The sequence below is a fragment of the Megasphaera sp. ASD88 genome (assembly GCF_002287425.1).
Classification (GTDB): Bacteria; Bacillota; Negativicutes; order Veillonellales; family Megasphaeraceae; genus Megasphaera; species Megasphaera stantonii.
Window position 1 is genome coordinate 113,005 of record NZ_NQXW01000003.1, and the last position, 22,046, is coordinate 135,050.

General features: G+C 52.8%; 23 protein-coding genes. 19 read left to right on the top strand and 4 right to left on the bottom strand.

Going from position 1 to position 22,046, the window contains the following annotated elements; genetic code table 11:
- Nucleotides 1–106 precede the first annotated feature (106 nt).
- The 6 genes from greA (at nucleotide 107) to CJ260_RS03510 (ending at nucleotide 4,949) form a co-directional block, all read left to right on the top strand.
- Nucleotides 107–595, top strand: a complete 489-nt coding sequence (gene greA, locus CJ260_RS03485; RefSeq protein ID WP_087476802.1) for a transcription elongation factor GreA — start codon at nucleotides 107–109, stop codon at nucleotides 593–595.
- A 23-nt stretch (nucleotides 596–618) separates the two neighbouring features.
- Nucleotides 619–2,127 carry a lysine--tRNA ligase gene (gene lysS, locus CJ260_RS03490; protein WP_095629183.1) on the top strand — a complete coding sequence of 503 codons (1,509 nt, stop codon included), beginning with the start codon at nucleotides 619–621 and terminating at the stop codon, nucleotides 2,125–2,127.
- A gap of 69 nt (nucleotides 2,128–2,196) precedes the next feature.
- Nucleotides 2,197–2,421 carry a hypothetical protein gene (locus CJ260_RS03495; RefSeq protein WP_095629184.1) on the top strand — a complete coding sequence of 75 codons (225 nt, stop codon included), beginning with the start codon at nucleotides 2,197–2,199 and terminating at the stop codon, nucleotides 2,419–2,421.
- A complete protein-coding gene (locus CJ260_RS03500) occupies nucleotides 2,418–3,401 on the top strand; it encodes a hypothetical protein (protein ID WP_143747671.1) in 984 nt (327 codons plus the stop codon). The genes CJ260_RS03495 and CJ260_RS03500 overlap by 4 nt, the downstream gene beginning before the upstream one ends.
- A gap of 118 nt (nucleotides 3,402–3,519) precedes the next feature.
- Nucleotides 3,520–3,984 carry a BREX-3 system P-loop-containing protein BrxF gene (gene brxF / locus CJ260_RS03505; RefSeq protein ID WP_087476805.1) on the top strand — a complete coding sequence of 155 codons (465 nt, stop codon included), beginning with the start codon at nucleotides 3,520–3,522 and terminating at the stop codon, nucleotides 3,982–3,984.
- Between the two features lie 134 nt (nucleotides 3,985–4,118).
- The gene (locus tag CJ260_RS03510) at nucleotides 4,119–4,949 is read left to right on the top strand and encodes an undecaprenyl-diphosphate phosphatase (protein WP_087476806.1); all 831 of its coding nucleotides are present in this window, start codon (nucleotides 4,119–4,121) and stop codon (nucleotides 4,947–4,949) included.
- 30 nt (nucleotides 4,950–4,979) lie between these two features.
- Here the strand turns inward: CJ260_RS03510 and CJ260_RS03515 are convergent, their stop codons facing one another.
- Together CJ260_RS03515 and CJ260_RS03520 are read right to left on the bottom strand one after the other, a co-directional pair.
- Nucleotides 4,980–5,447: a hypothetical protein gene (locus CJ260_RS03515; protein ID WP_087476807.1), complete on the bottom strand. Its 468-nt coding sequence runs from the start codon at nucleotides 5,445–5,447 to the stop codon at nucleotides 4,980–4,982.
- Nucleotides 5,448–5,471: 24 nt separating this feature from the next.
- On the bottom strand, nucleotides 5,472–5,981 hold the full coding sequence (locus CJ260_RS03520) for a hypothetical protein (protein WP_087476808.1): 510 nt from the start codon (nucleotides 5,979–5,981) through the stop codon (nucleotides 5,472–5,474).
- Nucleotides 5,982–6,120: 139 nt separating this feature from the next.
- Between CJ260_RS03520 and CJ260_RS03525 the strand changes: the two genes are divergently transcribed.
- The 11 genes from CJ260_RS03525 to CJ260_RS03575 all read left to right on the top strand — a co-directional run bounded on the left by CJ260_RS03525 (nucleotide 6,121) and on the right by CJ260_RS03575 (nucleotide 17,400).
- Entirely contained in the window at nucleotides 6,121–6,675 is a 555-nt protein-coding gene (locus CJ260_RS03525; RefSeq protein ID WP_087476809.1) for a DUF805 domain-containing protein, read from the top strand.
- 12 nt (nucleotides 6,676–6,687) lie between these two features.
- Nucleotides 6,688–6,906, top strand: a complete 219-nt coding sequence (locus CJ260_RS03530; RefSeq protein ID WP_087476810.1) for a FeoA family protein — start codon at nucleotides 6,688–6,690, stop codon at nucleotides 6,904–6,906.
- Between the two features lie 5 nt (nucleotides 6,907–6,911).
- Nucleotides 6,912–9,014, top strand: coding sequence for a ferrous iron transport protein B (gene feoB, locus CJ260_RS03535; RefSeq protein ID WP_095629186.1), 2,103 nt, complete (start codon nucleotides 6,912–6,914; stop codon nucleotides 9,012–9,014).
- Between the two features lie 89 nt (nucleotides 9,015–9,103).
- Nucleotides 9,104–9,943 carry an energy-coupling factor transporter ATPase gene (locus CJ260_RS03540; RefSeq protein ID WP_095629187.1) on the top strand — a complete coding sequence of 280 codons (840 nt, stop codon included), beginning with the start codon at nucleotides 9,104–9,106 and terminating at the stop codon, nucleotides 9,941–9,943.
- Complete coding sequence (locus CJ260_RS03545; protein WP_095629188.1) at nucleotides 9,928–10,797, top strand: energy-coupling factor transporter ATPase; 870 nt, start codon at nucleotides 9,928–9,930, stop codon at nucleotides 10,795–10,797. The genes CJ260_RS03540 and CJ260_RS03545 overlap by 16 nt, the downstream gene beginning before the upstream one ends.
- On the top strand, nucleotides 10,787–11,587 hold the full coding sequence (locus CJ260_RS03550; protein ID WP_087476814.1) for an energy-coupling factor transporter transmembrane protein EcfT: 801 nt from the start codon (nucleotides 10,787–10,789) through the stop codon (nucleotides 11,585–11,587). Before CJ260_RS03545 ends, CJ260_RS03550 begins: the two co-directional genes overlap by 11 nt.
- Nucleotides 11,584–12,372, top strand: coding sequence for a tRNA pseudouridine(38-40) synthase TruA (gene truA / locus CJ260_RS03555; protein ID WP_087476815.1), 789 nt, complete (start codon nucleotides 11,584–11,586; stop codon nucleotides 12,370–12,372). The genes CJ260_RS03550 and truA overlap by 4 nt, the downstream gene beginning before the upstream one ends.
- 69 nt (nucleotides 12,373–12,441) lie before the next feature.
- Complete coding sequence (locus tag CJ260_RS03560; protein ID WP_095629189.1) at nucleotides 12,442–13,449, top strand: C4-dicarboxylate ABC transporter; 1,008 nt, start codon at nucleotides 12,442–12,444, stop codon at nucleotides 13,447–13,449.
- 243 nt (nucleotides 13,450–13,692) lie between these two features.
- Complete coding sequence (gene trpD, locus CJ260_RS03565) at nucleotides 13,693–14,778, top strand: anthranilate phosphoribosyltransferase (RefSeq protein WP_095629190.1); 1,086 nt, start codon at nucleotides 13,693–13,695, stop codon at nucleotides 14,776–14,778.
- 25 nt (nucleotides 14,779–14,803) lie between these two features.
- A complete protein-coding gene (locus CJ260_RS03570) occupies nucleotides 14,804–15,484 on the top strand; it encodes a TVP38/TMEM64 family protein (RefSeq protein ID WP_095629191.1) in 681 nt (226 codons plus the stop codon).
- Nucleotides 15,485–15,687: 203 nt separating this feature from the next.
- On the top strand, nucleotides 15,688–17,400 hold the full coding sequence (locus CJ260_RS03575; protein WP_158221366.1) for a cation:proton antiporter: 1,713 nt from the start codon (nucleotides 15,688–15,690) through the stop codon (nucleotides 17,398–17,400).
- 82 nt (nucleotides 17,401–17,482) lie between these two features.
- On the opposite strand, the gene CJ260_RS03580 is transcribed toward CJ260_RS03575, so the two are convergent.
- Together CJ260_RS03580 and CJ260_RS03585 are read right to left on the bottom strand one after the other, a co-directional pair.
- The gene (locus tag CJ260_RS03580; protein WP_095629193.1) at nucleotides 17,483–18,331 is read right to left on the bottom strand and encodes a hypothetical protein; all 849 of its coding nucleotides are present in this window, start codon (nucleotides 18,329–18,331) and stop codon (nucleotides 17,483–17,485) included.
- A gap of 107 nt (nucleotides 18,332–18,438) precedes the next feature.
- Entirely contained in the window at nucleotides 18,439–18,987 is a 549-nt protein-coding gene (locus tag CJ260_RS03585; protein ID WP_087476824.1) for an NADH peroxidase, read from the bottom strand.
- Between the two features lie 318 nt (nucleotides 18,988–19,305).
- Here CJ260_RS03585 and CJ260_RS03590 point away from each other — a divergent pair, with 318 nt between their 5' ends.
- Both CJ260_RS03590 and CJ260_RS03595 read left to right on the top strand, forming a co-directional pair.
- On the top strand, nucleotides 19,306–20,451 hold the full coding sequence (locus CJ260_RS03590; protein ID WP_233127886.1) for a hypothetical protein: 1,146 nt from the start codon (nucleotides 19,306–19,308) through the stop codon (nucleotides 20,449–20,451).
- Nucleotides 20,444–21,979 (top strand): hypothetical protein, encoded by a 1,536-nt coding sequence (locus CJ260_RS03595; RefSeq protein WP_095629194.1) that lies wholly within the window; start codon nucleotides 20,444–20,446, stop codon nucleotides 21,977–21,979. The genes CJ260_RS03590 and CJ260_RS03595 overlap by 8 nt, the downstream gene beginning before the upstream one ends.
- Nucleotides 21,980–22,046 lie beyond the last annotated feature (67 nt).

The window sequence follows — 22,046 nt, forward strand, 5'->3', positions numbered from 1 at the left end:
CAGATACGCATATAATTAAAGTTATCGTAAAATAGAAAGGTGGAAATAGTGCCAAGGTGTCTTGACACTATTTCTATTTGCCGTCATAGGGAAAAGGAGTACGAGTATGACAAATGAAACGCTGATTACGCAAGAAGGTCTGGAACAATTAAAGGAAGAATTAAACGAGCTGAAATCAGTTCGCCGCATTAAAGTTTCCAAACGTATTCAGGAAGCGATCGCTTTGGGCGACTTGAGCGAAAACTCTGAATATGACGACGCTAAAAATGAACAGGCTTTTGTCGAAGGCCGCATTTCCGAACTGGAAAATAAAATCCGTACGGCAAAAATCATTCAGGAATCTGACGACAGCAGCGCGAAGGTGCGGCTGGGCTCTAAAGTGATTCTGGAAGACGTAGAAACGGGCGACCGTTTTGAATATACCGTAGTCGGCACGGCGGAAGCCGATCCGTTCAACAATAGAATTTCCAATGAATCTCCCGTAGGCAAGGCGATTTTGGGACAGCCGATCAACGAAGCGAACCCCGTCGTCGTCACGGTCAAAGCGCCGGCAGGCGAATTGAAATACCGGATTTTGCCGTTTACGGCAGAATAAGAAAGCCTATAGGAGGAATTATCATGTCCGATGAAATGCAGAAAGAAAATCTTGTCATAGAAGAAGAAAAATTAAACGACCAAATGAAGGTGCGCCGCGAAAAGATGCAGAGCTTTATTGACGCCGGCGTCTATCCCTTCGGTCAAAAATTCGACTGGGACCACCACGCCCAGGAATTGAAGGACCAGGCGGAAGCCTTGGAAAAAGACGAAACGGTCGTCCGCATTGCCGGCCGCCTCATGGCAATCCGCCGTCACGGCAAAACGGCATTCTGCGTCCTTCGCGATATCAGCGGGGAAATCCAGCTGTATTTCCGCAAGGATATTTTGGGTGAAGAATCGTATACCTTGTTCAAACTGCTGGACATCGGCGATATCGTCGGCGTCGAAGGGGCTGTTTTCACGACCCATACGGGCGAAACGACGGTTCGCGTTGAAAAATGGACGCTGTTGTCCAAGTCTCTCCGTCCGCTGCCGGAAAAATTCCACGGCCTGACGGATAAGGAAACGCGCTATCGCCAGCGGTATTTGGACCTGATCGTCAACCCGGAAGTAAAAGACACGTTTATTAAACGATCCCAGATTATCAAGGGCATTCGTCAGTATTTGGACGAACGGGGCTTTTTGGAAGTAGAAACGCCGATGCTGCACACGATTGCTGGCGGCGCGGCTGCCCGTCCCTTCAAGACCCATCACAACGCCCTCGATATGGATATTTACCTGCGCATTGCGCCGGAACTGCACTTAAAGCGCCTGCTCGTCGGCGGTTTGGAACGGGTGTATGAAATGAACCGCTGCTTCCGCAACGAAGGCATCGACACGCGCCACAACCCGGAATTTACGACGGTAGAATTGTACCAGGCTTACGGCGATTTGGAAGACGTCATCAAGATTACGGAAGAAATGGTATCACAGCTGGCTATGAAGCTGTACGGTACGATGAAGATTACCTATATCGACAAGGAAATCGACTTGACGCCGCCCTGGGACAGAATGACCATGATCGAAGCCGTTAAAAAATACACCGGCGAAGACTTCACGGACGTCAAGACTGTAGAAGAAGCGCGGGCTATTGCCGACAAGCTGCACGTCGAATACGGCGAATACGACGGCATCGGCAAGATTATCAACGGCTGCTTTGAAGATTACGTAGAAGAAAACCTGATTCAGCCGACGATCATTACGAACCATCCGCTGGAAATTTCGCCGCTGAGCAAGCAGGATCCGGATAACCCCTTGCTGACCTATCGCTTCGAAGGCTTTATTTACGGCCGCGAACTGGCCAACGGCTTCGGCGAATTGAACGATCCTATCGATCAGCGCAACCGCTTTGTCGAACAGATGAAGGAACGCGAACGGGGCGATGACGAAGCTCATCAGATGGATGAAGACTACTGCCGCGCTCTGGAATACGGCCTGCCGCCGACAGGCGGCCTGGGTATCGGCATCGACCGCTTGGTCATGTTCCTTACCAACAGCGCGTCCATTCGCGACGTATTGTTGTTCCCGCTCAGCCGTCCGGAACAGAAATAATTGTGAAACACCCTTTGAACCGTCGTGTCGAAGGGTGTTTTTTGCAAACGCCCCATGAGGAGGAAGACGATGAACGGAAAAAAGAAGGTTATACTCGCTGTTTTTTGCCTGCTGTGCGCGTCCTGTCTGCCTGTCGGGGCCGCCTCTGCCGACGGCAGTCCCGCCCAGTCTGAACCTGCCCTTACGGCAGTCCAGAGTCGTGCCGGCGCTGCAGAGCAGACTACGGCGGCAGGGGAAGGCGAAGAGGCTGATAAAAAGACAAAAAGAAACCGATTTCCAACGGCAAGATATTGACCAAGGACGAAATCGGGGCGATGGATATTGCCGTTCCCAGCGTCCTGCACGCCGGCGATTTTCACGTCGGCGGCATACACTGCGGCGACAGCCTGCGCAAGGTCCGGAGCCTGTACGGCAGCCCGACGAAGTATGCCCGCAGCGCCCATTATACGACGATGCAGTATGACGGCAAGGATATTGCCATGCGGGTTCGCAGCCGCAACGACACGGCCGATATCCTGAAGGAAACGGGAGAAGAACGGGAAGGCGTCCGCATCGGCGTCGAGTCGGTGTTCCTGACCAGCGGGAAAGACGCCGTCTTCGGACGGGGCCTGCGCCTGAAAATGCCTGCCGAGGTACTGGTTCGCCAGATGGGGATTCCTTCCAATGTCTTGCGCGATGCCGACGCCAATATTTATTACTTTGTGTATGAAAATCCTGCGAGGGACGGTGCCATGATTTTTGCCGTCGCCAATCGGAAAATCGAGCGGGTGGCCCTCATGCCGCCGCGTCCGCCCTACAGCCGCGGTGAAGCCCTGCCGGTGCAGAATAAATGGTCGGAACGGGATTTTACGCTCATGGGATTCAGCTTGAACCAGCCCTTCCAGGCCAATAAATACAACATGTGGAATAACCTGGTCAAACGGGACAGCAACAATTTCTGGCTCTATGGCGATTACGGCGTCGAAGTAGACCGCCGGAACATGGTGCAGAAGGTCTTTCTGCTGACTAACAACGCCTATACGAGCCGCGGCGCGGCGCTGGGCTATCATATTTCGACGGTATTGTCCCTGTACGGACGGCCCGACCGGGTCGAAGTTGGGCCGGAAGCGGAGAAATCCGTCGACGCCTATTACTACGACAGCCCTTTCCAGAAGGGCGTTTCCCTGGTCTTCGTCGTCAACCACGCCAGCCGCTATGTGGAAGATGTGCTGCTGATCAGCGCGCCTATTCAGAATCTGCAGGACCCAATGGCCCGTTACGGCCTGCAGTCCTGACGGCGGCGCGGGACGATTCTTCAAGTATATACAAATAAAATAGCAAAAATGCTTTACTTATATGACTGACATCCAGTATAATAAATATAACTAATACTAGCAGATGAAGGTGATTTTCATGGTTACAGATGCAGATGTTTTAAAACGGTGGAAGTACATTGCTCAGGAAGATGAAAAGCTGCTTATCCTTATCGGCGGTCCCGGCTCCGGCAAGAGCAAGCTCATCCGTGAACTGACGTTCCAGGATGGCTGGAAGATTTGCGAAGCCCGCGAGCTCTTCGACGACGAATTCTTGGAAATTCCTCGGGCCGACCGTCCGGAAAAAGCTATTTCCCTCATTTCGACGGCGATTCACCGCCTCAACGCCCGCGTTGTCATGATCGATAACGTCGAATTCCTGTTCGCCCCGATTTTGAACCTCAATCCGGTTCAGATGCTGAAGGACTTGAGCAAGGAATGCCCGATTATCGTCAGCTGGCGCGGCAGCTTGGAAGGCAACACGTTGTATTTCGAACACAACGGCGATCCCAAGTATGCTAAATTTACAATCGAAGATCCGAAACATGTAATGTCCCTCGACTGATTTCCCCGTACGTGCGTAAAACGCCGCAGAGCCTGTTGATTCTGCGGCGTTTTATTTTGCTCTTTTTTTCTCCTGTACGTCATGGTATAATGACAAAAGCGTTTGTTTGATTTCAATAAAAGGAGCAGATAACGATGGGTGACTATATGATTGCCGTCATCTTGGGGATCGTCGAAGGGGTAACGGAATACCTGCCTATTTCTTCGACGGGCCACATGATTCTCGTCGGCGACTGGCTGGGATTTACGGGGCCGAGGGCCAGCGTATTTGAAGTATTTATTCAGCTCGGCGCTATTTTGTCGGTTCTGGTGATTTATAAAGAAAAATTTATCCGCATGCTGCGGCAGTACCGCTGCTGGGATATGCTGCGCCCGCAGAATTGGCGGCGCAATGATACGGGGCTGACGCTGGCTCACGTGGGAGCGGGCATCGTGCCGGTCATGATCATCGGCTACTTTGCCCATGGAGTGATCAAAACGTATCTCTTTTCCGTCGGCACCGTCATTATCGGCTTGGTCATCGGCGGCGTGTTCATGCTGCTGGCCGAACGGGCGAAAATACGCGTGTTATGCGACGATGTGGAAAAGATGACCATCTTGCAGGCATTTTTAGTCGGCGCCTTTCAGATGTTCGCCTTGTGGCCCGGCTTTTCCCGCTCCGGCTCGACCATTGCCGGCGGCTTATTTCTGGGGCTGAGCCGGAAGGCAGCAGCAGATTTTTCCTTTATCATTGCCGTGCCGGTCATGATCATCGCCTGCTTTTACGATTTGCTGAAGAGCTGGTCCGTATTGGACAGCGGCGATTTGGTCATGATTGCCATCGGCTTTGTGACGGCCTTTATCGTAGCGTATATTTCCGTATTGTGGTTCCTGAAATTTCTCAATAAATCGACCCTTACGTCCTTTGCCTGCTACCGGTTTTTAGTCGCCGTCGTATCGTTTGTGTATTTCTTCATCTTGAAATAGAAAAAGCGCCGCAAGGCGCTTTTTTTGCAGTTATGCCTGCGGCGATGAAAGAACGGCGAAGCTGCGGGAAATATCGGCGATAAAGGGCTGCGGATCCGTTCCTTCCGGCAGGTCGCGGAGGATGCTTTCCAATATGTTTGGGAAAAAGAGGTTGACGCCCTGCATGTATACGTAATAATAATACTGCAGCCCGTCGTCGCCTTTTAAAATCATCGGCGCCAGCTCGTCATTTACCGTGAAGGCCAGGTCGTAAAAATCGAGCAGCTCTTGCTTGAAGCGGTCTAAATGGAGCTCGTTTTTCCCGTAGTCCTCCAGAAGATGGGAGCCCATATCGGCCAGAGCCTTCGGAAGGCCCGCCGCTTTTTCCGGCATTTCCGCGCCGTTGTCTTCCAGGACGTGATGGAGCGTATGAAGGGCGCCGACAAGGGATTCACAGAAAAAATTAAAGGTCAGCAAACCGTCCGAACCGGTCAAGCCGGTAAAGGTATATGTTGTCATGATAGATGTTTCCTCCTGGGCAGGTTAATTTAAACGGCTTCCGTGGATGTCCAAAGGAGCGAGTCCGGAGAAGTCTCGTTGTATTTGCTCTATAAATTGCTGTAGTTTTTGACTTTCCGGCAGGTCCATGAGCAGGCTTTGCAGCATGACCGGCAGGAAGTGCTTGAGGCCCTGGACGAATACTTGGCTGTAATAGACGGCTTCGAGGGGCGCGTCGGACAGATCGTCTTCCAGGTCGCTGCAAAGAGAAAAGGCCAGGTCGTAGAAGGCCAGTATGTTTTCTCTGAACCGGCCTAATTGCAGGCAGTCTGCATGATAATCGTCCCGCAGGTCGGCGCTGATATCTTCCAGCATGTCGAACAGCTCGTCCGCGTCGTCGGCGGGAATGCAGAGATGGTTTTCCTCCATGACGTCCAGGTAATCAGACAGGGTATCGGCCAACGATTTGCTGAAGAATTCGAAGGTCCACAAGGCTTCGTCGCTCAGCATTCCGCTGAATGTATATTTGTCTTTATGGTATACTCCTTTTTTCATGAAGCTCCTCCTTTTTCATTGTATCGGTGCAAGTGTATTATACCATAATTTGCAGAAAATGAATTGAGTCGAGGCCAAGAATATGATACCATTGGTACGTAGTAAAAAATGGAAAAAGGTCTTATCGGAGGGAATACCTATGGCAAAGCATAAAAAGATACAATTAAAGAAGCGCTCCGGCCCGGCAGCCCGCATCCACCGCGGCTTGTCCATGCCCGTCGGCCCGGGCAGCGACAGCAGTACGCTGAGCTTCCGCAGCCTGGCGGAGCTGAAGGCGAAGTATTTCGTCTTCACAGGCCGCCTGCCGCGCCGTTCCTTTATCATGAGGACGCTGGTCCTCATGTTTGCCCAGCTCATGTTTTCGGCTATTTTGTACAGCCGCTTCGCCGAAGCCGTGCTGATCAACCGCATGGATTACGCCGCTGTGTTCGGCATCATCTTCGTGCTGCTTTCTATACCGGTCATCTGGTCGCAGCTGTCCTTAGGTGTCCGCCGCTGTCACGACATGAACAAGCAGGGAGCTTTGTTTATCATTCCCTTTGCCTGTTATCTGGCCAGCTATGTCCTGCCGATTGCCGGTATGGATACGGCGGCGACGGCGGCCCAGTCGATCATGGCCGTATCCTATTTGGGCTTTTTTACCGTGAAGGGGACGTCCGGCGACAACGCCTACGGACCGGAACGGGCTCGTTAGGGGGATGAGACAATGACTTTGGATCATGGAATCGCAGGCGATACGTATATCGTGGAAGCCCTGCATCTGCCGCAGAACATGGAACGGCGCCTTCAGGCGCTGGGAATGATCAAGGGAACGAAGGTGTCGGTTCTCAACAATAAAAACGCCGGCACGATGATCATCCAGATGCGCAGTACGCGGCTGGCCCTCGGCAAGGGGATTTCATCACATATTGAAGTAAGGAGTTGAATCGTATGAAAGCGGAAGTGCAAGGACAAACGGATCCGCTTCGTACCGTGAGCAGTATGGAACAGAAACCGTCAGAAATGACCGTCGCCTTTATCGGCAATCCGAATTGCGGAAAGACGACGTTGTTTAACGCCTATACGGGAGCTAATTTGAAAGTGGCGAACTGGCCTGGCGTTACTGTAGAAAAAGTAGAGGGGGCCATCGATTCCCACGGCGTCCATATCCATCTGGTCGACTTGCCGGGGACGTACAGCCTGACGTCTTATACGATGGAAGAGCAGGTTTCCCGTAATTTTATTTTAAGCGATCAGGTCGACGTCATCGTCGACGTCGTAGACGCGTCGGCGCTGGAGCGGAATCTGTATCTGACGCTGCAGCTTCTGGAGTTAGGCAAGCCCGTCGTCGTCGCCCTGAACATGATGGATATCGTAGAAAAGCGGGGAATGGAAATCGACCTGCACCGCCTGCCGGAAATGCTGGGCGTACCGGTCATCCCCGTGTCGGCCCTGAAGCGGCGAGGCCTGAGCGTGCTGCTGCACGCAGCGGTCCACCATCGCGGCCATGTGCGGCCGGACAGGCTGATCCACAACCATTCCGATGAGACGAAGCACCGCCACAACCATCACGACGAATTTGCCATGGTGTACAGCGACGCCCTGGAGGACAAAATCGACGCGGTGCGAAGCATGCTGCACGAACGGTATCCTGATATTTACAACCATCGCTGGCATGCCTTGAAGCTGCTGGAAATGGACCCGGAAGTGACGAAGAATTTTCCCGTCGATGATCCGGCCCATGTCATAGACCGCAGCTATGAAACGGACATCATCAACGAAAAATATAATTTTATAGAGGAAATCATACAGGAAGTCGTCGTCAACCGGGCGGCCCGGGCGGCGGCGACGGACTATGCCGACAAGATACTGACGAGCAACTGGCTCAGTATCCCCGTGTTCCTCTGCATCATGGCCGTCGTCTTCTTCCTGACTTTCTTCATCGGCGATATGCTGAAGGAGTATTTTGAAGAAGCGATAGACTTCTTGTCGCAGGGCGCAGGGGCTATTCTGGCTGCGGCCGGAGCGGGCGACATGGTCGTCTCCCTGGTGTGCGACGGCATCATTGCCGGCGTCGGCGGCATCTTGACGTTTTTGCCGAATATTTGTATTTTGTTCTTTGCCCTGGCCCTTTTGGAAGACAGCGGCTACATGTCCCGCGTAGCCTATATTATGAACGATATTATGAATAAGATGGGCCTGTCGGGACGGGCCTTTATTCCGATGATACTGGGCTTTGGCTGCAGCGTGCCGGCTATCATGGCTTCCAGAGCTCTGGAAAATAAGGAAGACCGGTATCGGACAATGCTGGTTACGCCGTTCATGTCGTGCAGCGCCAGACTGCCTATCTATATTTTATTTTCCGGCATGTTTTTTCCGAACCATGCCATGCTGGCGGCCTATTCCATGTACATCATCGGCATCGTCGTCGCCCTGGTATCGCTGCTGGCGATCAATGTGATACGCAAAGACACGTCGGACAACGCGCTGCTCATCGAGCTGCCCGAATACAAGCGGCCCAGCAGCCGGACCGTGGCGATTTACGTATGGGAAAAGGTAAAGGATTACCTCAGCCGAGCCGGTACGATTATCTTCGCCGCGTCTATTATCATGTGGTTTATTTTAAACTTTGGCCCGAGCGGATACGGCGATATGGCCAACAGCTTCGGCGCGCTGATCGGCCGGGGCCTGACGCCCTTTTTTGCGCCTATCGGGCTGGGATATTGGCAGATTACGGTGGCTCTTATCGCCGGAATTTCGGCGAAGGAAGTCGTCGTATCGAGCTTTGCCGTATTATTTGACGGCCTGAATATCAACTCGACGGCCGCCCTGGCCGCCTTGGCGGCGACGCTGGGACAGAGCGGGTTTACAGCCCTCAACGGCTACTGCATGATGCTGTTTTCCCTGCTGTACGTTCCCTGCGCGGCTACGATCGCCACGATACATGCGGAATCGCAGAGCTGGAAATGGACGGCTTTTTCCGTGGCCTTTCAGATTTTTGTCGCCTGGATTATTACCTTCGCCGTATATCAGATCGGCAGCCTGGTCGGTTAGGTTTACTTTTTGCCGTGCGTTGCAGTTTTACAATTCTGGCGAAACACTGTATAATATTCGGGAATATATTTTTATTGAGGAGATAGGTCATGAGCATACCTATGATAAAGCTGGACCATATGAGTCATGCGTATCAAGATGAAGAAGGCAAGACGGTTTACGCCGTAAAAGATATATCCTTGACGATTGAGCCGGGAGAATTTGTCGCCGTCATCGGCACGAACGGCTCGGGCAAGTCGACGCTGGCAAAGCACTTCAACGTGCTGCTGACGCCGACGGACGGCGCGTGCGAAGTATGCGGGCTGCGGACGGACGACCCCGACAATGTGTGGGATATACGGCAGGAGGTAGGCATGGTTTTCCAAAATCCGGACAACCAGATCGTTGCCGCCGTCGTAGAAGAGGACGTAGCTTTCGGCCCGGAAAATCTGGGCGTGCCGTCGGAGGAAATCAAGCAGCGCGTCAGCGACGCTCTGAAACGGGTCAATATGACGATTTACGCTAAACACGGCCCCCATCTTTTGAGCGGCGGGCAGAAGCAGCGCATAGCCATTGCCGGTATTTTGGCGATGCAGTCCCACTGCATCGTGCTGGACGAACCGACGGCGATGCTGGACCCCGTCGGCCGGCGCGAAGTCATGGAGACGATCCGCCAGCTCAACGCCGAAGGCATTACGGTCATTATTATTACGCACTTCATGGAAGAGGCGGTGCAGGCCGACCGGGTCGTCGTCGTCAATCAGGGCGAGGTCAAAATGGACGGCGCGCCGCGCAGCGTTTTCAGCCACGTCGACGAGCTGAAAGCCATGGGTCTCGACGTTCCCGTAGCGGCCGAAATCGCCGCGCGTCTGCGGGAAAAAGGAATTGACCTGCCCGGTGATATTATTACCAAAGAAGAACTAGGAGAAGCGTTATGTCGATTAAGTTAGATCAGGTGACCTATACCTACGGCGTAGGCTCGCCTTTTGAACGGACGGCGCTGCATGAAACGTCCGTAGAAATTCACGAAGGCGAATTCGTCGGCATCATCGGCCATACGGGGTCGGGCAAGTCGACCTTCGTCCAGCTGCTGAACGGGCTGATTCATCCGACGAGGGGCGTCGTGACTGTAGACGGTACGGATATTTCGAAAAAGACGAAGGAAGTCATGGCTATCCGCCATAAAGTAGGCATGGTGTTTCAGTATCCGGAATATCAGTTGTTTGAAGAAACGATTGCCAAGGACATCGCCTTCGGGCCGCGGAATTTTGGCCTGAGCGAAGACGAAATCGAAGAGCGGGTACGGGAAGCGATGGAATTCGTCGGCCTCGATTACGACACCTATGCCGACCGCTCTCCCTTCCGGCTGAGCGGGGGACAAATGCGGCGCGTCGCCATTGCCGGCGTTATCGCCATCCATCCGAAGTACCTCATTCTCGACGAACCGTCCGCCGGGCTGGATCCTGTCGGCCGCCGGGAAATCTTTTCTGAAATACAGCGCTGGCATAAGGAAAAAAATATTACTGTCATTTTAGTATCTCATAATATGGAAGATATTTCCCAGATGGCAACGCGGCTGCTCGTCTTGTCGCACGGCAATATCGTCCTCGACGGCGAACCTCTCGATATCTTTTCCCATCGGCAGCAGACCCTTCATGACGCCGGTGTGTCCGTGCCGCCCGTTACGGAAGTACTGCAGTATTTGCAGTCCAAAGGCTTCGATATCAGCGACAGGGTTCACAGCGTCGACGAAGGAGTCGCCGCCGTATACGACTGCATAAGGAGGATGAACCATGCTCACTGATATTACGCTGGGCCAGTATTTTCCCGGCACGTCCTTCCTGCATAAGCTGGACCCGCGGGCTAAAATCCTGGGGACCCTCATTTTTATCGTCGCCATCTTTTTTGCCGACTCCCTGGCGTCGTACGGCGTCGTGACGGCCTTTGTCGTATTGAACTTCGCTATATCCCGCCTGCCGATTAAATTGATCGCCAAGTCGCTGAAGCCGCTGTGGATTATCATCCTCTTTACCATGAGCATCCACGTCTTTTCCACTCCGGGGGAAGTGCTCTGGCAGTACGGCATTCTTCATATTACGCGGGAAGGCGTGTATCAGGGCTGCCTGATGACGGCCCGCCTCGTCTACTTAATCGTCTTTTCTTCCCTTCTTACGTATACGACGTCGCCTATCGTCCTGACTGACGGCATCGAGCATTTGCTGAACCCTTTCAAGCGCGTCGGCGTGCCGGCCCATGAGCTGGCCATGATGATGACCATTGCCCTGCGCTTCATTCCGACGCTGCTGGAAGAAACGGACCGCATCATGAAAGCCCAGACGGCCCGCGGCGCCAATTTTACCAGCGGCAGCCTGTGGCAGCGGGGGAAGAACATGATCCCCCTGCTGGTGCCGCTGTTCGTCAGCGCCTTTCGCCGCGCCGAAGATCTGGCGACGGCGATGGAAGCGCGCTGCTATCGCGGCGGCGAAGGGCGGACGCGGATGAACGAGCTGGCCTATACGTACCGCGACGCCGTGGCGATGGCGGCCGTCCTCGTCGTCACCTTCGTATTGGCTGCGATGCGGTGGCTCCTATGAAAAAAAATATTCGCCTGATTATCGCATACGACGGCACGGATTTTCATGGATTTCAGCGACAAACCAACGCTGCGTCCATACAATTATGCGTCGAGCAGGCCTTGTCGGCAATTTTCCAGTCGCCCATTACGATTTACGGCGCAGCCCGTACCGATGCCGGCGTCCATGCCCGCGGGCAGGTCGTCAACTTTTACGGCGAAGGGACGATTCCGACCGAGAAGATTCCCTATGCCATGAAAGGGTATTTGCCCCGGGAAATCGCCGTGCTGTCGGCAGAGGAAATGCCCGATGCCTTCAGCGTACGTCACGACAATAAGGGAAAGCATTACTGCTATTCTATCGTGAACCGCCTCATGCACGACCCCTTTCAGCTGCGGTACTCCTGGTTTATCCGCAAACCCCTGGATCGGCAGGCGATGAAGGCCGGCGCAGAGATCTTGTTGGGAACCCATGATTTTTCTGCCTTTGAAGGGCAGAATACGACGCCGATGAATCCCGTTAAAACGATGTACGCCATCGACCTGGAAGAGCAGGGGCATTTGCTGCGCATCCACGTCGTAGGCGACGGATTTTTGTATCATATGGTGCGAAACATCGCCGGCGGCCTCGTCGATTTAGGCCTCCACCGGCTGACGCCTGACGAGTTCCGGCGCATCCTGGAAGGAAAGGACCGGACGAAGCTGGGCGCGACGGCTCCGGCTCAAGGCCTTTGCCTAGAAGAGGTGTTTTACAGCGAGGAACGGCTGCAGTCCGTGCTGACACAGTTAAAAGCGCAGCGTATATAACCTATGTCCGCAATTAACAGTCGGACATAGGTTTTCAACATATAACAGAGAGGAGAGAGGCTGGCGGATATGGCACAGCATATTGAAATCATTGAACCCGACGCGCGGGGACGGATTCGCAAGATAGGCTTTGTTCACTTCATGTCTATTTCTACCTTTGCCGCGTCAATGGGGTACTGCGGCATGTGCTTCGGTTGGCGCATGGCTCATCAGCTGTGGGGCGCGCCGGCCTGGATCGGAGAATTTTTCGGCGCCTGCGCTTTGGTGCTCTACGTGCTGATTTTCATCCGATATTTTCATAAACTGCGCGTCGATGCGGCGGCAGTCCGGGCGGAATGGAACAGCCCGACGAAGGTAAATTTTTTTGGCACGTTCAACGTTTCGACTGTATTGCTGGCGGCTGTGCTGGCACCGTATCATCATGGACTTGCCAGCTTTTTTTGGTATGCCGGATTGTTCATCATCATGGTGTTCAGCTGGATTTTGCTGAAACACTGGCTGTATGACCGTCAGAGCGTCGATTCGGTTACGCCGGCGTGGCTTTTGGCCGTGCTGGGACCGATTACGATTCCCATTGCCGGCAATATCCTGCAGAATCCGGGCTATCATGATATTTCTGTATTCTGCGTGGCTATAGGCTTAGTGACAGGAATTCCCGTTATCGCTCTTTTATTTGCCCACAGCGTGTTTGGCAAGACATTGTCTGATGCGGCTCAGCCGAGCCTTATGATACTCATGGCGCCCTTTGGCATGGGGTATATTACCTATTCCCAGACTTTTAGCCCCGATAATTTTACTGCTTTGTTCATTAATGCGGGCATTTTCATTTTTTTCCCTGTAGCGGCTAAGGTGCTGCACGTCATGCGGACATCACCCTTTCGCATGGGATGGTGGGCCAGCAGCTTCCCTACGATGGCCTTCGCTAACGGCCTTCTTCACTACAGCGTAGACCATCCGGCTTTATGGACGCAAGCATTGGCAATCTTTCTACTGCTGTTTGGCACGACATTGATATTGTATTTGTCTTTTAAGACGCTTTGGGCGGCCGTACATAAGACCTTATGGAAGCTGTATTAAGTTCATAGAAGGAATAACTCGGCAGGAGATATGTTTTCCTGTCGAGTTTTTTGTCGATGCGATGCAGGAGGATGTGCTGAATATAATTGATTTTATTTTGCCTGTCAAAAGAAAAAGGCCTGGGAGCAATTTAAAGTATATAAGCTTTTTACCTTACTTTGTGTATATTGTAAACACATAATATGGTATAATATATAATGTGAAGAGGAACTCCTTTAGGTTTGTATACAGGGGGTGTCGGATATGTTGACGAACGTGTTGAGGAAGATTACGAAACGGCAGCCTTTGACAGCGCGGGAATGCATGTACGTCATGGACAGCATGATGAACGGGACGATTTCTGACGTACAGGTCGGCGCTGTCCTGGCTGCGCTGGCGACAAAGGGCGCGTCGGAGGCGGAATTGACGGCCTTTGCCGAAGCGATGCGGGCTCACAGCCTGCGAGTGGAATGCCGGCCCGATTTATTTGATATCGTCGGCACCGGCGGCGATCGGGCCAAGACGTTCAACATATCGACGACTTCCGCTATCGTCGTCGCTGCCGGCGGCGTCCGGGTGGCCAAGCACGGCAACCGGGCGAAGAAGTCCCGGAGCGGCTCGGCCGATATGCTGGAAGCCTTGGGAGTCAATATTTTTCTTAGCCCGGCCAGCTGTCTGGAAATGCTGAAGCAGATTGGGATTTGTTATTTTTACACGCGGTATTACTACTATATGATGAAGCGCATCGACAAGGTACGGGAGCAGCTCGGCGTTCAGACGATTTTCGACGTGCTGCGGCCCCTCATCAATCCGGCCCGGGCCAGCCGCGAGATTTTGGGCGTCAATACGCCGGACCTGGTAGAGCCGATGGCCCGCGTATTGTCACGATTGGGCGTGGAACACGGCATGGTCGTCTACGGACGGGACGGATCTGATGAAATTTCCGCCGCCGGCCGCACGCTGATTTGCGAATTTTCCGGCCAGGATTTCCGCACCTATGAAATTTGGCCGGAACAATTTGCCTTGCCGTCGTGCGAACGGTACGAACTGCGCGGCGGGACGCCGAAGGAAAACGCGGCGATTGCCCGGCGCGTCCTGCGGGGCGAAAAGGGCGCCTGCCGGACGGCGGTTCTCCTCAACGCCGGCGCGGGGCTGTACGTAGGCGGCAGCGCCTTGACCTTGGAAGCCGGCGTAAAGCGGGCGGCTCAGCTCATCGACAGCGGACTGGCGATGGAAAAGTTGGAAGATTTTATCATGATGAGTCAAAATATGGGAAAAGTGGAAAAAGTCAAGATTACATCGTGCCAAGATGACGAAGATTATGATATAATAAAAGGTACGCTGATTTAAATTTTTATATGAGGATAATATTTGTATGACAGATAAAGCATTAGGATGGACTCTCCGCATCGGCGGGGTGGCAGGAGTCGTCCTCATTTTATGGCTTATCCAAGTTATGCTGCCGGACTTTTATTCCACGATGTGGTGGCTGATGATACGCGGCGACCTGGATGGCCTGACGGATTATATCGCGTCGTTTGGCTACGCGGCTATCGGCGTAAGCGTGTTTATGATTGCTTTCGTCAACGCCATCGGTATTCCCTCTATCCCCTTTTTGACGGTCAACGGCATCATATTTGGTCTGGTTCCGGGGATTTTGATTTCCTGGGTCGGAGAAGTCATCGGCATCGAAATCAGCTTTCGCCTGACGAGGACGCTGCTGCGCAATCAGGCTAAAAAGGTCATTTGCCGGAGCAATATGCTGGAAAAGCTCGATTCCTACAGCTGTATCCGGACGATTATGGTCGGCCGGGCGATTCCCTATTCGCCTAATGTGGTCGTCACGGCCTTCAGCGCCTTGAGCCATATTTCGTACAGGGATCACTTTATCGCCAATGCCCTCGGCAAAATTCCTGCCGTCGTCGTAGAGGTATGGCTGGGCCATGATTTGCTGCGCATACAGGAGCATTGGGGTCGTCTGCTGATTCTTCTCGTAGCCGTAGCGGCCGTATATGGGTTTATCTGGTGGCAGAAAAAGCATCGCCGCAGCAGGTGAGTCCGGAACGTAAGTGAAAAATGAATATGTGATGAAATCGAAAACGGTATGCAGTACGTCGGTGCATACCGTTTTCTGCATATCTGGCTAAATCAGCATATTGTCTTATCAATAGCGCATAGCAAAGGCGTGTACACGGAGCCTTCTTTTTAGTATAATGAGAACAAAGAATCATTATTTATAATTAAAAAGAGGTGATGTCAGTGCATGCATATCATTTGCTGGAAATTTTAGCCATCGGATTTGGATTGGCTTTGCTTTTTGGATATATAGCACGAAGAATCGGGTTGTCGCCTATCGTAGGCTATTTAGCGGCGGGCTTTTTGATCGGCCCGAACATGCCGGGATTTGTCGCCGACCAGGATCTTACCAATAATTTAGCCGAAGTCGGTATTATTTTGCTTATGTTCGGCGTGGGACTGCATTTCCATATGGACGATTTGCTGAAGGTGAAAGGCGTGGCCATTCCCGGCGCGATTCTGCAAAGTCTGTCGGCTACCCTGTGCGGCATCGCGGCGGCCATGGCCTTAGGCTACTCCTTTGTGGAAGGATTGTTTCTCGGCCTCGGGTTATCCGTAGCCAGTACGGTCGTCTTGCTGCGCGTTTTGACTGACAGCGGCAAGCTGCCGACGATACACGGTACCGTTGCCGTCGGATGGCTGGTCGTAGAAGATATTTTTACCGTGCTCATGCTGGTGCTGCTGCCGGCAGTCGGCCCGTCGCTGGCGTCGGGCGCAGGCATTTCCCTGACGATGCTGATATGGGCAGTCGCCCTGGCCGTTATCAAACTGGCAATGCTGTGGGGCTTGGTCATCGTCATCGGCGGACGCTGTATGCCGTGGATGCTGAAACAGGTGGTGCAGACTCGTTCGCAGGAGTTGTTTACCCTGACGGTACTGGCCGTAGCCTTTCTCACGGCCGTAGGCGCAGCCTATATTTTTAACGCTTCCTTTGCCTTGGGGGCCTTTTTGGGAGGCATGGTTGTCGGAAAGAGCCATGTGAGCCATCAGGCCGGCGCGGAGCTGATTCCCTTGCGCGACGCTTTTGCCATTTTGTTTTTCCTTTCTGTCGGCATGTTGTTCGATCCGCAGTTTCTTATTGAACGGCCTGTCGTCGTTATCGTTTCCTTGCTCATCGTCGTCCTGATCAAGCCGTTGGTGACCGTCATAGTCGTTGCCGTCTTGGGCTACTCTCCGACGACTGCCTTTACCGTCGCGGCCAGCCTGGCTCAGGTCGGTGAATTTTCTTTCATCTTGGCTCAGACGGGGTATTCGCTGCAGCTGATTTCCCGGGATATTTTCAGCGTCCTCATCGTCTGCGCCATGATTTCTATCGCCGCCAATCCATTTTTTATGGGCCGCATGACCGAGGCCGAGGCATGGGCCAGGAAGCAGCCGAAGCTTTGGCGCTGGCTTACGTTCCGCATGGAATCTAAAGCGGCTTCGCTGGGCAGCGTATATGCAGAGCGAGTTCGCAGCGAAAAGACGGAACGGCCCAGGGCGATTATCGCCGGATATGGTCCTACGGGGCGGCGGGCTGCGGCCTTGTTGGAACGGCGCGGCATGGAGCCCGTCGTCGTCGATATGAATCTTAAAACCGTTTCCCTGTTGAATGAACAGGGAAAGCTGGCTATGTACGGCGACGTGTCACGGGAAGAGGTCTTGAAGGCCGCCGGCGCGGAGCAGGCCGACTGCTTTATCATCACGATTCCCGACGTAGCAGGGGCTGCGGCAGCGGCTATGGCGGCGCGAAACTGCAGCGCGACCATAAAAATCTTTGCCCGTTCGCGCTTTTTAAACGACGAGGCCTTGCTGAAGCAGGCCGGCGCCGACAGCATTTTATTTGAGGAAGATGCCGTGGCTCATGAATTGTCCCATACGATTGAATTGTATTTGATTGATAGAAAAGCGAAATAAAGACCGCTGTACTGGCAGCAAAACAGCGCGCAGGAGAAGGGGAATCCTGCGCGCTGTTTCATACGGTATGTGCGGTTATGGCCTATTCTTTTAAATCCTTTTTCAAATTTTTGTAGAATCTGTCGACGATGCGCTTATACACGCCGTATAGATCCTGCGATGAGCCGCGTGTGCGGTTATCTTCGCTCATCGACACGGCTTTTCCCGTTTTTACGTCGTATACGATAAATTGAACGCCTACCGTTGCCAGGGGGACGTAGGTGTTCGGCACGTATACGGGATAACTGATGCGGCGGGAAAACCAGTGGGGCCGTCCTCGCCTGTCGTAGGCCACGTCGCGGATCATATACGATTCCCATTCCATATGGGCGGGTATCAATCCTGTTCCGACATAATAGGTCGTGACGGTTGCCTTGACGTAGAGGTCGGAATCGGCAGCTTCCAGCGGGATGGCGTCTGTTGGAGCCTGGGGCGGCTCTGCAGGCTCGGCTGCAATTGGCGCGGGAGCTGGCGGCGTCGGTTCGGTTTCAGATACTGCGGCAGGAGGCGAATCGGGAAGACCAGCTGCCGGATCGCTGGAGGAAACATGGTGCAGCTCGGCAGAACTGGCTTCTGTCTGCTTCGGCAGTTCTGCTGGTTCCGGCGGCGCTGCCAGGGGAGACGGCGGCACGGGCGGCGGAAGGGTCGGCATGACCACGGTCCAATCGTCCAGCTCTTTTGCTTGTTCGAAGAAATACTCCTTGAGCCGGCGGGCTTTCATCGTGCTGGAAATGGCGTCCGGCGGCGTTTGCAGTTCGTCGATGTAGATGCGGCGCACGTTGTGAAATTCATAGGCTGCATCGCTCCAATGTTCGTAATCTTCGGCCTGAACGGGGACGCACAGCAGGGCTAAGGCAATGGGGATGCATAGCGATGAGAGTAGTCGTTTCATGAAAACCGCCTCCTTCAGATAGATTTCGTTACAAATATTATACTATGAACCTATATAAAAAACGACCTGCATCAATTGATGCAGGTCGTCCAATTGCAAGGGAAATCTTATTTTGCAAAGTAACGGGCAAGCAAGCCGTCGAATACGCGGCCATGGCGAGCTTCGTCTTTTGCCATTTCATGAACCGTGTCATGGATAGCGTCGAGGTTGAGCTGTTTTGCCAACGTAGCCAATTCTTTTTTGCCAGCGCAAGCGCCCTGTTCTGCGGCAGCGCGGAGTTCGAGGTTGGTCTTCGTGTCGTCTGTTACGACTTCGCCAAGGAGTTCGGCAAATTTAGCTGCGTGTTCAGCTTCTTCAAATGCAATGCGTTTGTAAGCTTCGGCAACTTCCGGATAGCCCTGACGGTCAGCAACGCGGCTCATAGCGAGGTACATACCGACTTCGGAGCATTCGCCCGTGAAGTTGAGCTGCAAGCCTTCGATGATTCTTTCGTCTACGCCTTTAGCGACGCCGACTCTGTGTTCGTCAGCATATTCTTTTACGCCGGCAACCATTTCCGTGAATTTTTCTTTCGGAGCGCCGCACTGAGGACATTTTTCCGGAGCTTCCATACCTTCATATACATAACCGCAGATACCGCAAACAAATTTTTTCATGTTCATAACCTCCTGAAAATAGAATGAATTTAATATTAAATTGAAATTGAATATTAAATGCTATTAACAAATAAGAGTTATTTGTTATGCTGTTATTATAACAGACGGCAGAAGTAAAAGCAAGGTCTATTTTGTATATTTTTTGTTAATTTTTTATGAGAGAGGGAGAATGAGCTTGCGCAGATAAGGGCAAATTGTTGCTTTTTAAGCCTTATTTTTATATAATGATATATAAGTATTCTTATGTATCATATGCCGGGAAGGCTTTTCTACGAACAGTCATTATATGCGGCTGGGTACGACAAGGAGGAATGAAGCATGTGGAAGAAAAAAGTTTCCTGCCTGCTGGCGGTCATGGCTTTATGCGGCGCTATGACGGCCGGCGCAGCTGATTATACAATTTTGGAAAAAGCGGATAAAGTGGAAACGACTGTGTACGGCACGACGCAGACGGGCTCGCTCAACGAACGCGTGGCGGCTCTGGATAAGCTGCTGAACGGACAGTCCACCGTGTCGGGCAGCCTGCAGGAGAAAACCAATGCTTTGTATAAGGACGTATATGGAAATTCCGGATCGGACCTGTCGTTAGTAGCGGCAGTCAATCTCATGCAGTGGCAGTATTCCGGTCAGGTAACGGAGGAACCGATTTTGGTCCGTGTTGACGCCTTGGAAGAAGGCATCGACGGCAAGGTGATTACGGGCGCGTTGAAGGGCCGCGTGCAGTCCCTGCGCCAGGCCCTGCTGGGAGATACGAAATACGTATCGCAGTCGGTTACGATTCCTGCCGGAACGATTGTCAAAATGAAAAATTTAGAAGCCTTGAACTCCAAAACGGCTCAGGAAGGCGATACGGTGCATTTCGCCGTTAGTGAAGACGTCGTCGTAGGCGATGTCGTCGCCATTCCCCGCGGCATGGAAGCCGAAGGGACGATTACCAATGCCAGAAAATCGGGCATGTTTGGCAAAGACGGAAAGATCGAAATTACGTATCATACCGTGCGGGCCGCTGACAACACGCCGGTTCCGCTAATTATCGGCGAAAAGACAAAAGAAGAATACAAACGGACGGCCGGAGCCGTCGGCGCGTCGGCTGCCGGAGCTATTATCCTGGGGCCAGTCGGCCTGGTAGGCGGCTTATTTGTCCATGGCAATGACGTAGATATTCCCGTCGGTACGGAAATGCTTGCAGAAGCGAAGGATAATACCGAAGTGATGGGATTTAGAGCAGTAGGTACTCCCGACGACATGCGGACTGCCGATATGGCGGCCAGCGGCGTCGTCGTGCCGGCATATCCTGACGCAGAAACGACGGAGCCGACCCATGAAACGGGATATTACGGCGACGTGACGCCTGTGGAATTGGGCGGCGACAGCGAAGCAGAGGATCAAAACGATGAATCTGAAGAAGTCGTAGTAACGATTACTCCTTCAGACGAACAGGTGACAGGTGACGTACATGAATAAAACGTGGACAGCCTCTATTTTGGCTGCGCTCCTTCCGTTTTCCATATGGGCAGCAGACGGGAGCGGTGATGTTTCTAAGACGAGGCAGGATACGATGGCAGAAGTGGCCCGCATTGACGGACAGGACGGCGCGGAGGAGATTGTCCCCGTTGATCTCGATGCGGCGTCAGAAGCGTATGATATCGTCTTGCCGCAGCAGCCCGTCCATATGACGGCGGATTCTTTGGTAGTGCGAAGTGCAGACGGATATATTCAGGGCCGCGGCAACGTCGACCTGCGGCAGGGAATGGACGAGCTGCATACCAGCTATATTGAAGGCAGTACGAACAATCAGTTGTACCATACGCCGGGACCAGCCGTATACCTTACCAGTGAGAATGCCCTTTCCGGGACGGGCATCATTTATAACAGCAAAGACGGTGATGCCAGCATGGATACAATCGAAGGCTTTATCGGGCCGGGCACGTACATCCGCGGCACGGGGGCGGAAATGGTCGACGGCGTTGGCTACGTCAAGCATGGCTTGATTACGACGCCTCACGCCGTGGCAAAGACGCCGGACTACTATATTACCGGCGACGATATCCGCATTTATCCCGGAGAAAAATTTACGGCTGAAAATACGAAGCTATGGTTTAAGCACGTTTGCTTGCTGACCTACGGGCATTATGAAGGAAGACTGGACGAAGAAGATAACCGAAATTCGTGGTTGTTTACGTTATTGCCACGGCCGACATATAATAGCGACGATGGCTTCGGCGTGCGGGGCCATGCGAATATCCCCTTGAACCAAAGCGGCGATTTAGCTTTTAATATGCGCTATGCTTTGACTTCGAAGAATGGGTTTAAGCCTACGGCTAAAGTCGAAAAATATACGAAGTTTGGTACCTTTGCCTTTGGCTACGGTTCGGAAGAAAGCAGCGATAACGACGATAATATTTGGGCGACGAAGTGGCCAGAATTGGAATACTTCATGCCCCGCCTTTACTTAGGCGATACAGGTATCTATATCGATGGATCTGCCAGCTGGGGCCGCTGGTCGGAAGACGGGCAGGAAACGGGTTCCCATCGGGGCTTCCGCGCGGAGATTACCCATCGTCCCCTGCCGCTGTGGAAACGGGCTAATATTCGATTCTATTCAGGATACCGCAGGGACTGGTATTCTGTAAGGGATGCGGAACGTCGCGATCCGTACTGGGGCGTCGTGTTCAGCCAGAGCATCAACGACCGCTTGTGGACCAGCCTTTGGTATAAAAAGCACAACGTCAGCGGATTTACGCCGTATCGCTTTGATACGATAGATGATCCTCGGCAGAAAGGGTTTTCTGTCGGGTATATTTTGACGCCTCGCGATACGATTATTTTCTCTTTAGCTAAGAATTTAGACAGCGGGGATATTTCGGACCGCAACTATACCTGGGTGCGGGATCTCCATTCTTTCACAGCGATTATTACGTATAAAGATAGTAATAATGATGAAGATGATGAATGGGATATTTACGTGATACCCAAGGATTTCAGATTTTAGCAGATGTATAAACTGCGGCGGACAGAGCGTGACGCCGCAGTTCTTTTTTACGTATATTTTACAGAAA

Excerpts from the sequence above, each read along its gene's own strand:
- CJ260_RS03530 (WP_087476810.1), top strand. The coding sequence starts at position 6,688 with ATGACTTTGGATCATGGAATCGCAGGCGATACGTATATCGTGGAAGCC.
- CJ260_RS03550 (WP_087476814.1), top strand. The coding sequence starts at position 10,787 with ATGCTCACTGATATTACGCTGGGCCAGTATTTTCCCGGCACGTCCTTC.
- CJ260_RS03515 (WP_087476807.1), bottom strand. The coding sequence starts at position 5,447 with ATGACAACATATACCTTTACCGGCTTGACCGGTTCGGACGGTTTGCTG.
- CJ260_RS03540 (WP_095629187.1), top strand. The coding sequence starts at position 9,104 with ATGAGCATACCTATGATAAAGCTGGACCATATGAGTCATGCGTATCAA.
- truA (WP_087476815.1), top strand. The coding sequence starts at position 11,584 with ATGAAAAAAAATATTCGCCTGATTATCGCATACGACGGCACGGATTTT.
- CJ260_RS03560 (WP_095629189.1), top strand. The coding sequence starts at position 12,442 with ATGGCACAGCATATTGAAATCATTGAACCCGACGCGCGGGGACGGATT.
- brxF (WP_087476805.1), top strand. The coding sequence starts at position 3,520 with ATGGTTACAGATGCAGATGTTTTAAAACGGTGGAAGTACATTGCTCAG.
- CJ260_RS03590 (WP_233127886.1), top strand. The coding sequence starts at position 19,306 with ATGTGGAAGAAAAAAGTTTCCTGCCTGCTGGCGGTCATGGCTTTATGC.
- feoB (WP_095629186.1), top strand. The coding sequence starts at position 6,912 with ATGAAAGCGGAAGTGCAAGGACAAACGGATCCGCTTCGTACCGTGAGC.
- CJ260_RS03545 (WP_095629188.1), top strand. The coding sequence starts at position 9,928 with ATGTCGATTAAGTTAGATCAGGTGACCTATACCTACGGCGTAGGCTCG.
- greA (WP_087476802.1), top strand. The coding sequence starts at position 107 with ATGACAAATGAAACGCTGATTACGCAAGAAGGTCTGGAACAATTAAAG.
- CJ260_RS03525 (WP_087476809.1), top strand. The coding sequence starts at position 6,121 with ATGGCAAAGCATAAAAAGATACAATTAAAGAAGCGCTCCGGCCCGGCA.
- CJ260_RS03580 (WP_095629193.1), bottom strand. The coding sequence starts at position 18,331 with ATGAAACGACTACTCTCATCGCTATGCATCCCCATTGCCTTAGCCCTG.
- CJ260_RS03510 (WP_087476806.1), top strand. The coding sequence starts at position 4,119 with ATGGGTGACTATATGATTGCCGTCATCTTGGGGATCGTCGAAGGGGTA.
- CJ260_RS03495 (WP_095629184.1), top strand. The coding sequence starts at position 2,197 with ATGAACGGAAAAAAGAAGGTTATACTCGCTGTTTTTTGCCTGCTGTGC.
- CJ260_RS03595 (WP_095629194.1), top strand. The coding sequence starts at position 20,444 with ATGAATAAAACGTGGACAGCCTCTATTTTGGCTGCGCTCCTTCCGTTT.
- trpD (WP_095629190.1), top strand. The coding sequence starts at position 13,693 with ATGTTGACGAACGTGTTGAGGAAGATTACGAAACGGCAGCCTTTGACA.
- lysS (WP_095629183.1), top strand. The coding sequence starts at position 619 with ATGTCCGATGAAATGCAGAAAGAAAATCTTGTCATAGAAGAAGAAAAA.
- CJ260_RS03520 (WP_087476808.1), bottom strand. The coding sequence starts at position 5,981 with ATGAAAAAAGGAGTATACCATAAAGACAAATATACATTCAGCGGAATG.
- CJ260_RS03570 (WP_095629191.1), top strand. The coding sequence starts at position 14,804 with ATGACAGATAAAGCATTAGGATGGACTCTCCGCATCGGCGGGGTGGCA.
- CJ260_RS03585 (WP_087476824.1), bottom strand. The coding sequence starts at position 18,987 with ATGAAAAAATTTGTTTGCGGTATCTGCGGTTATGTATATGAAGGTATG.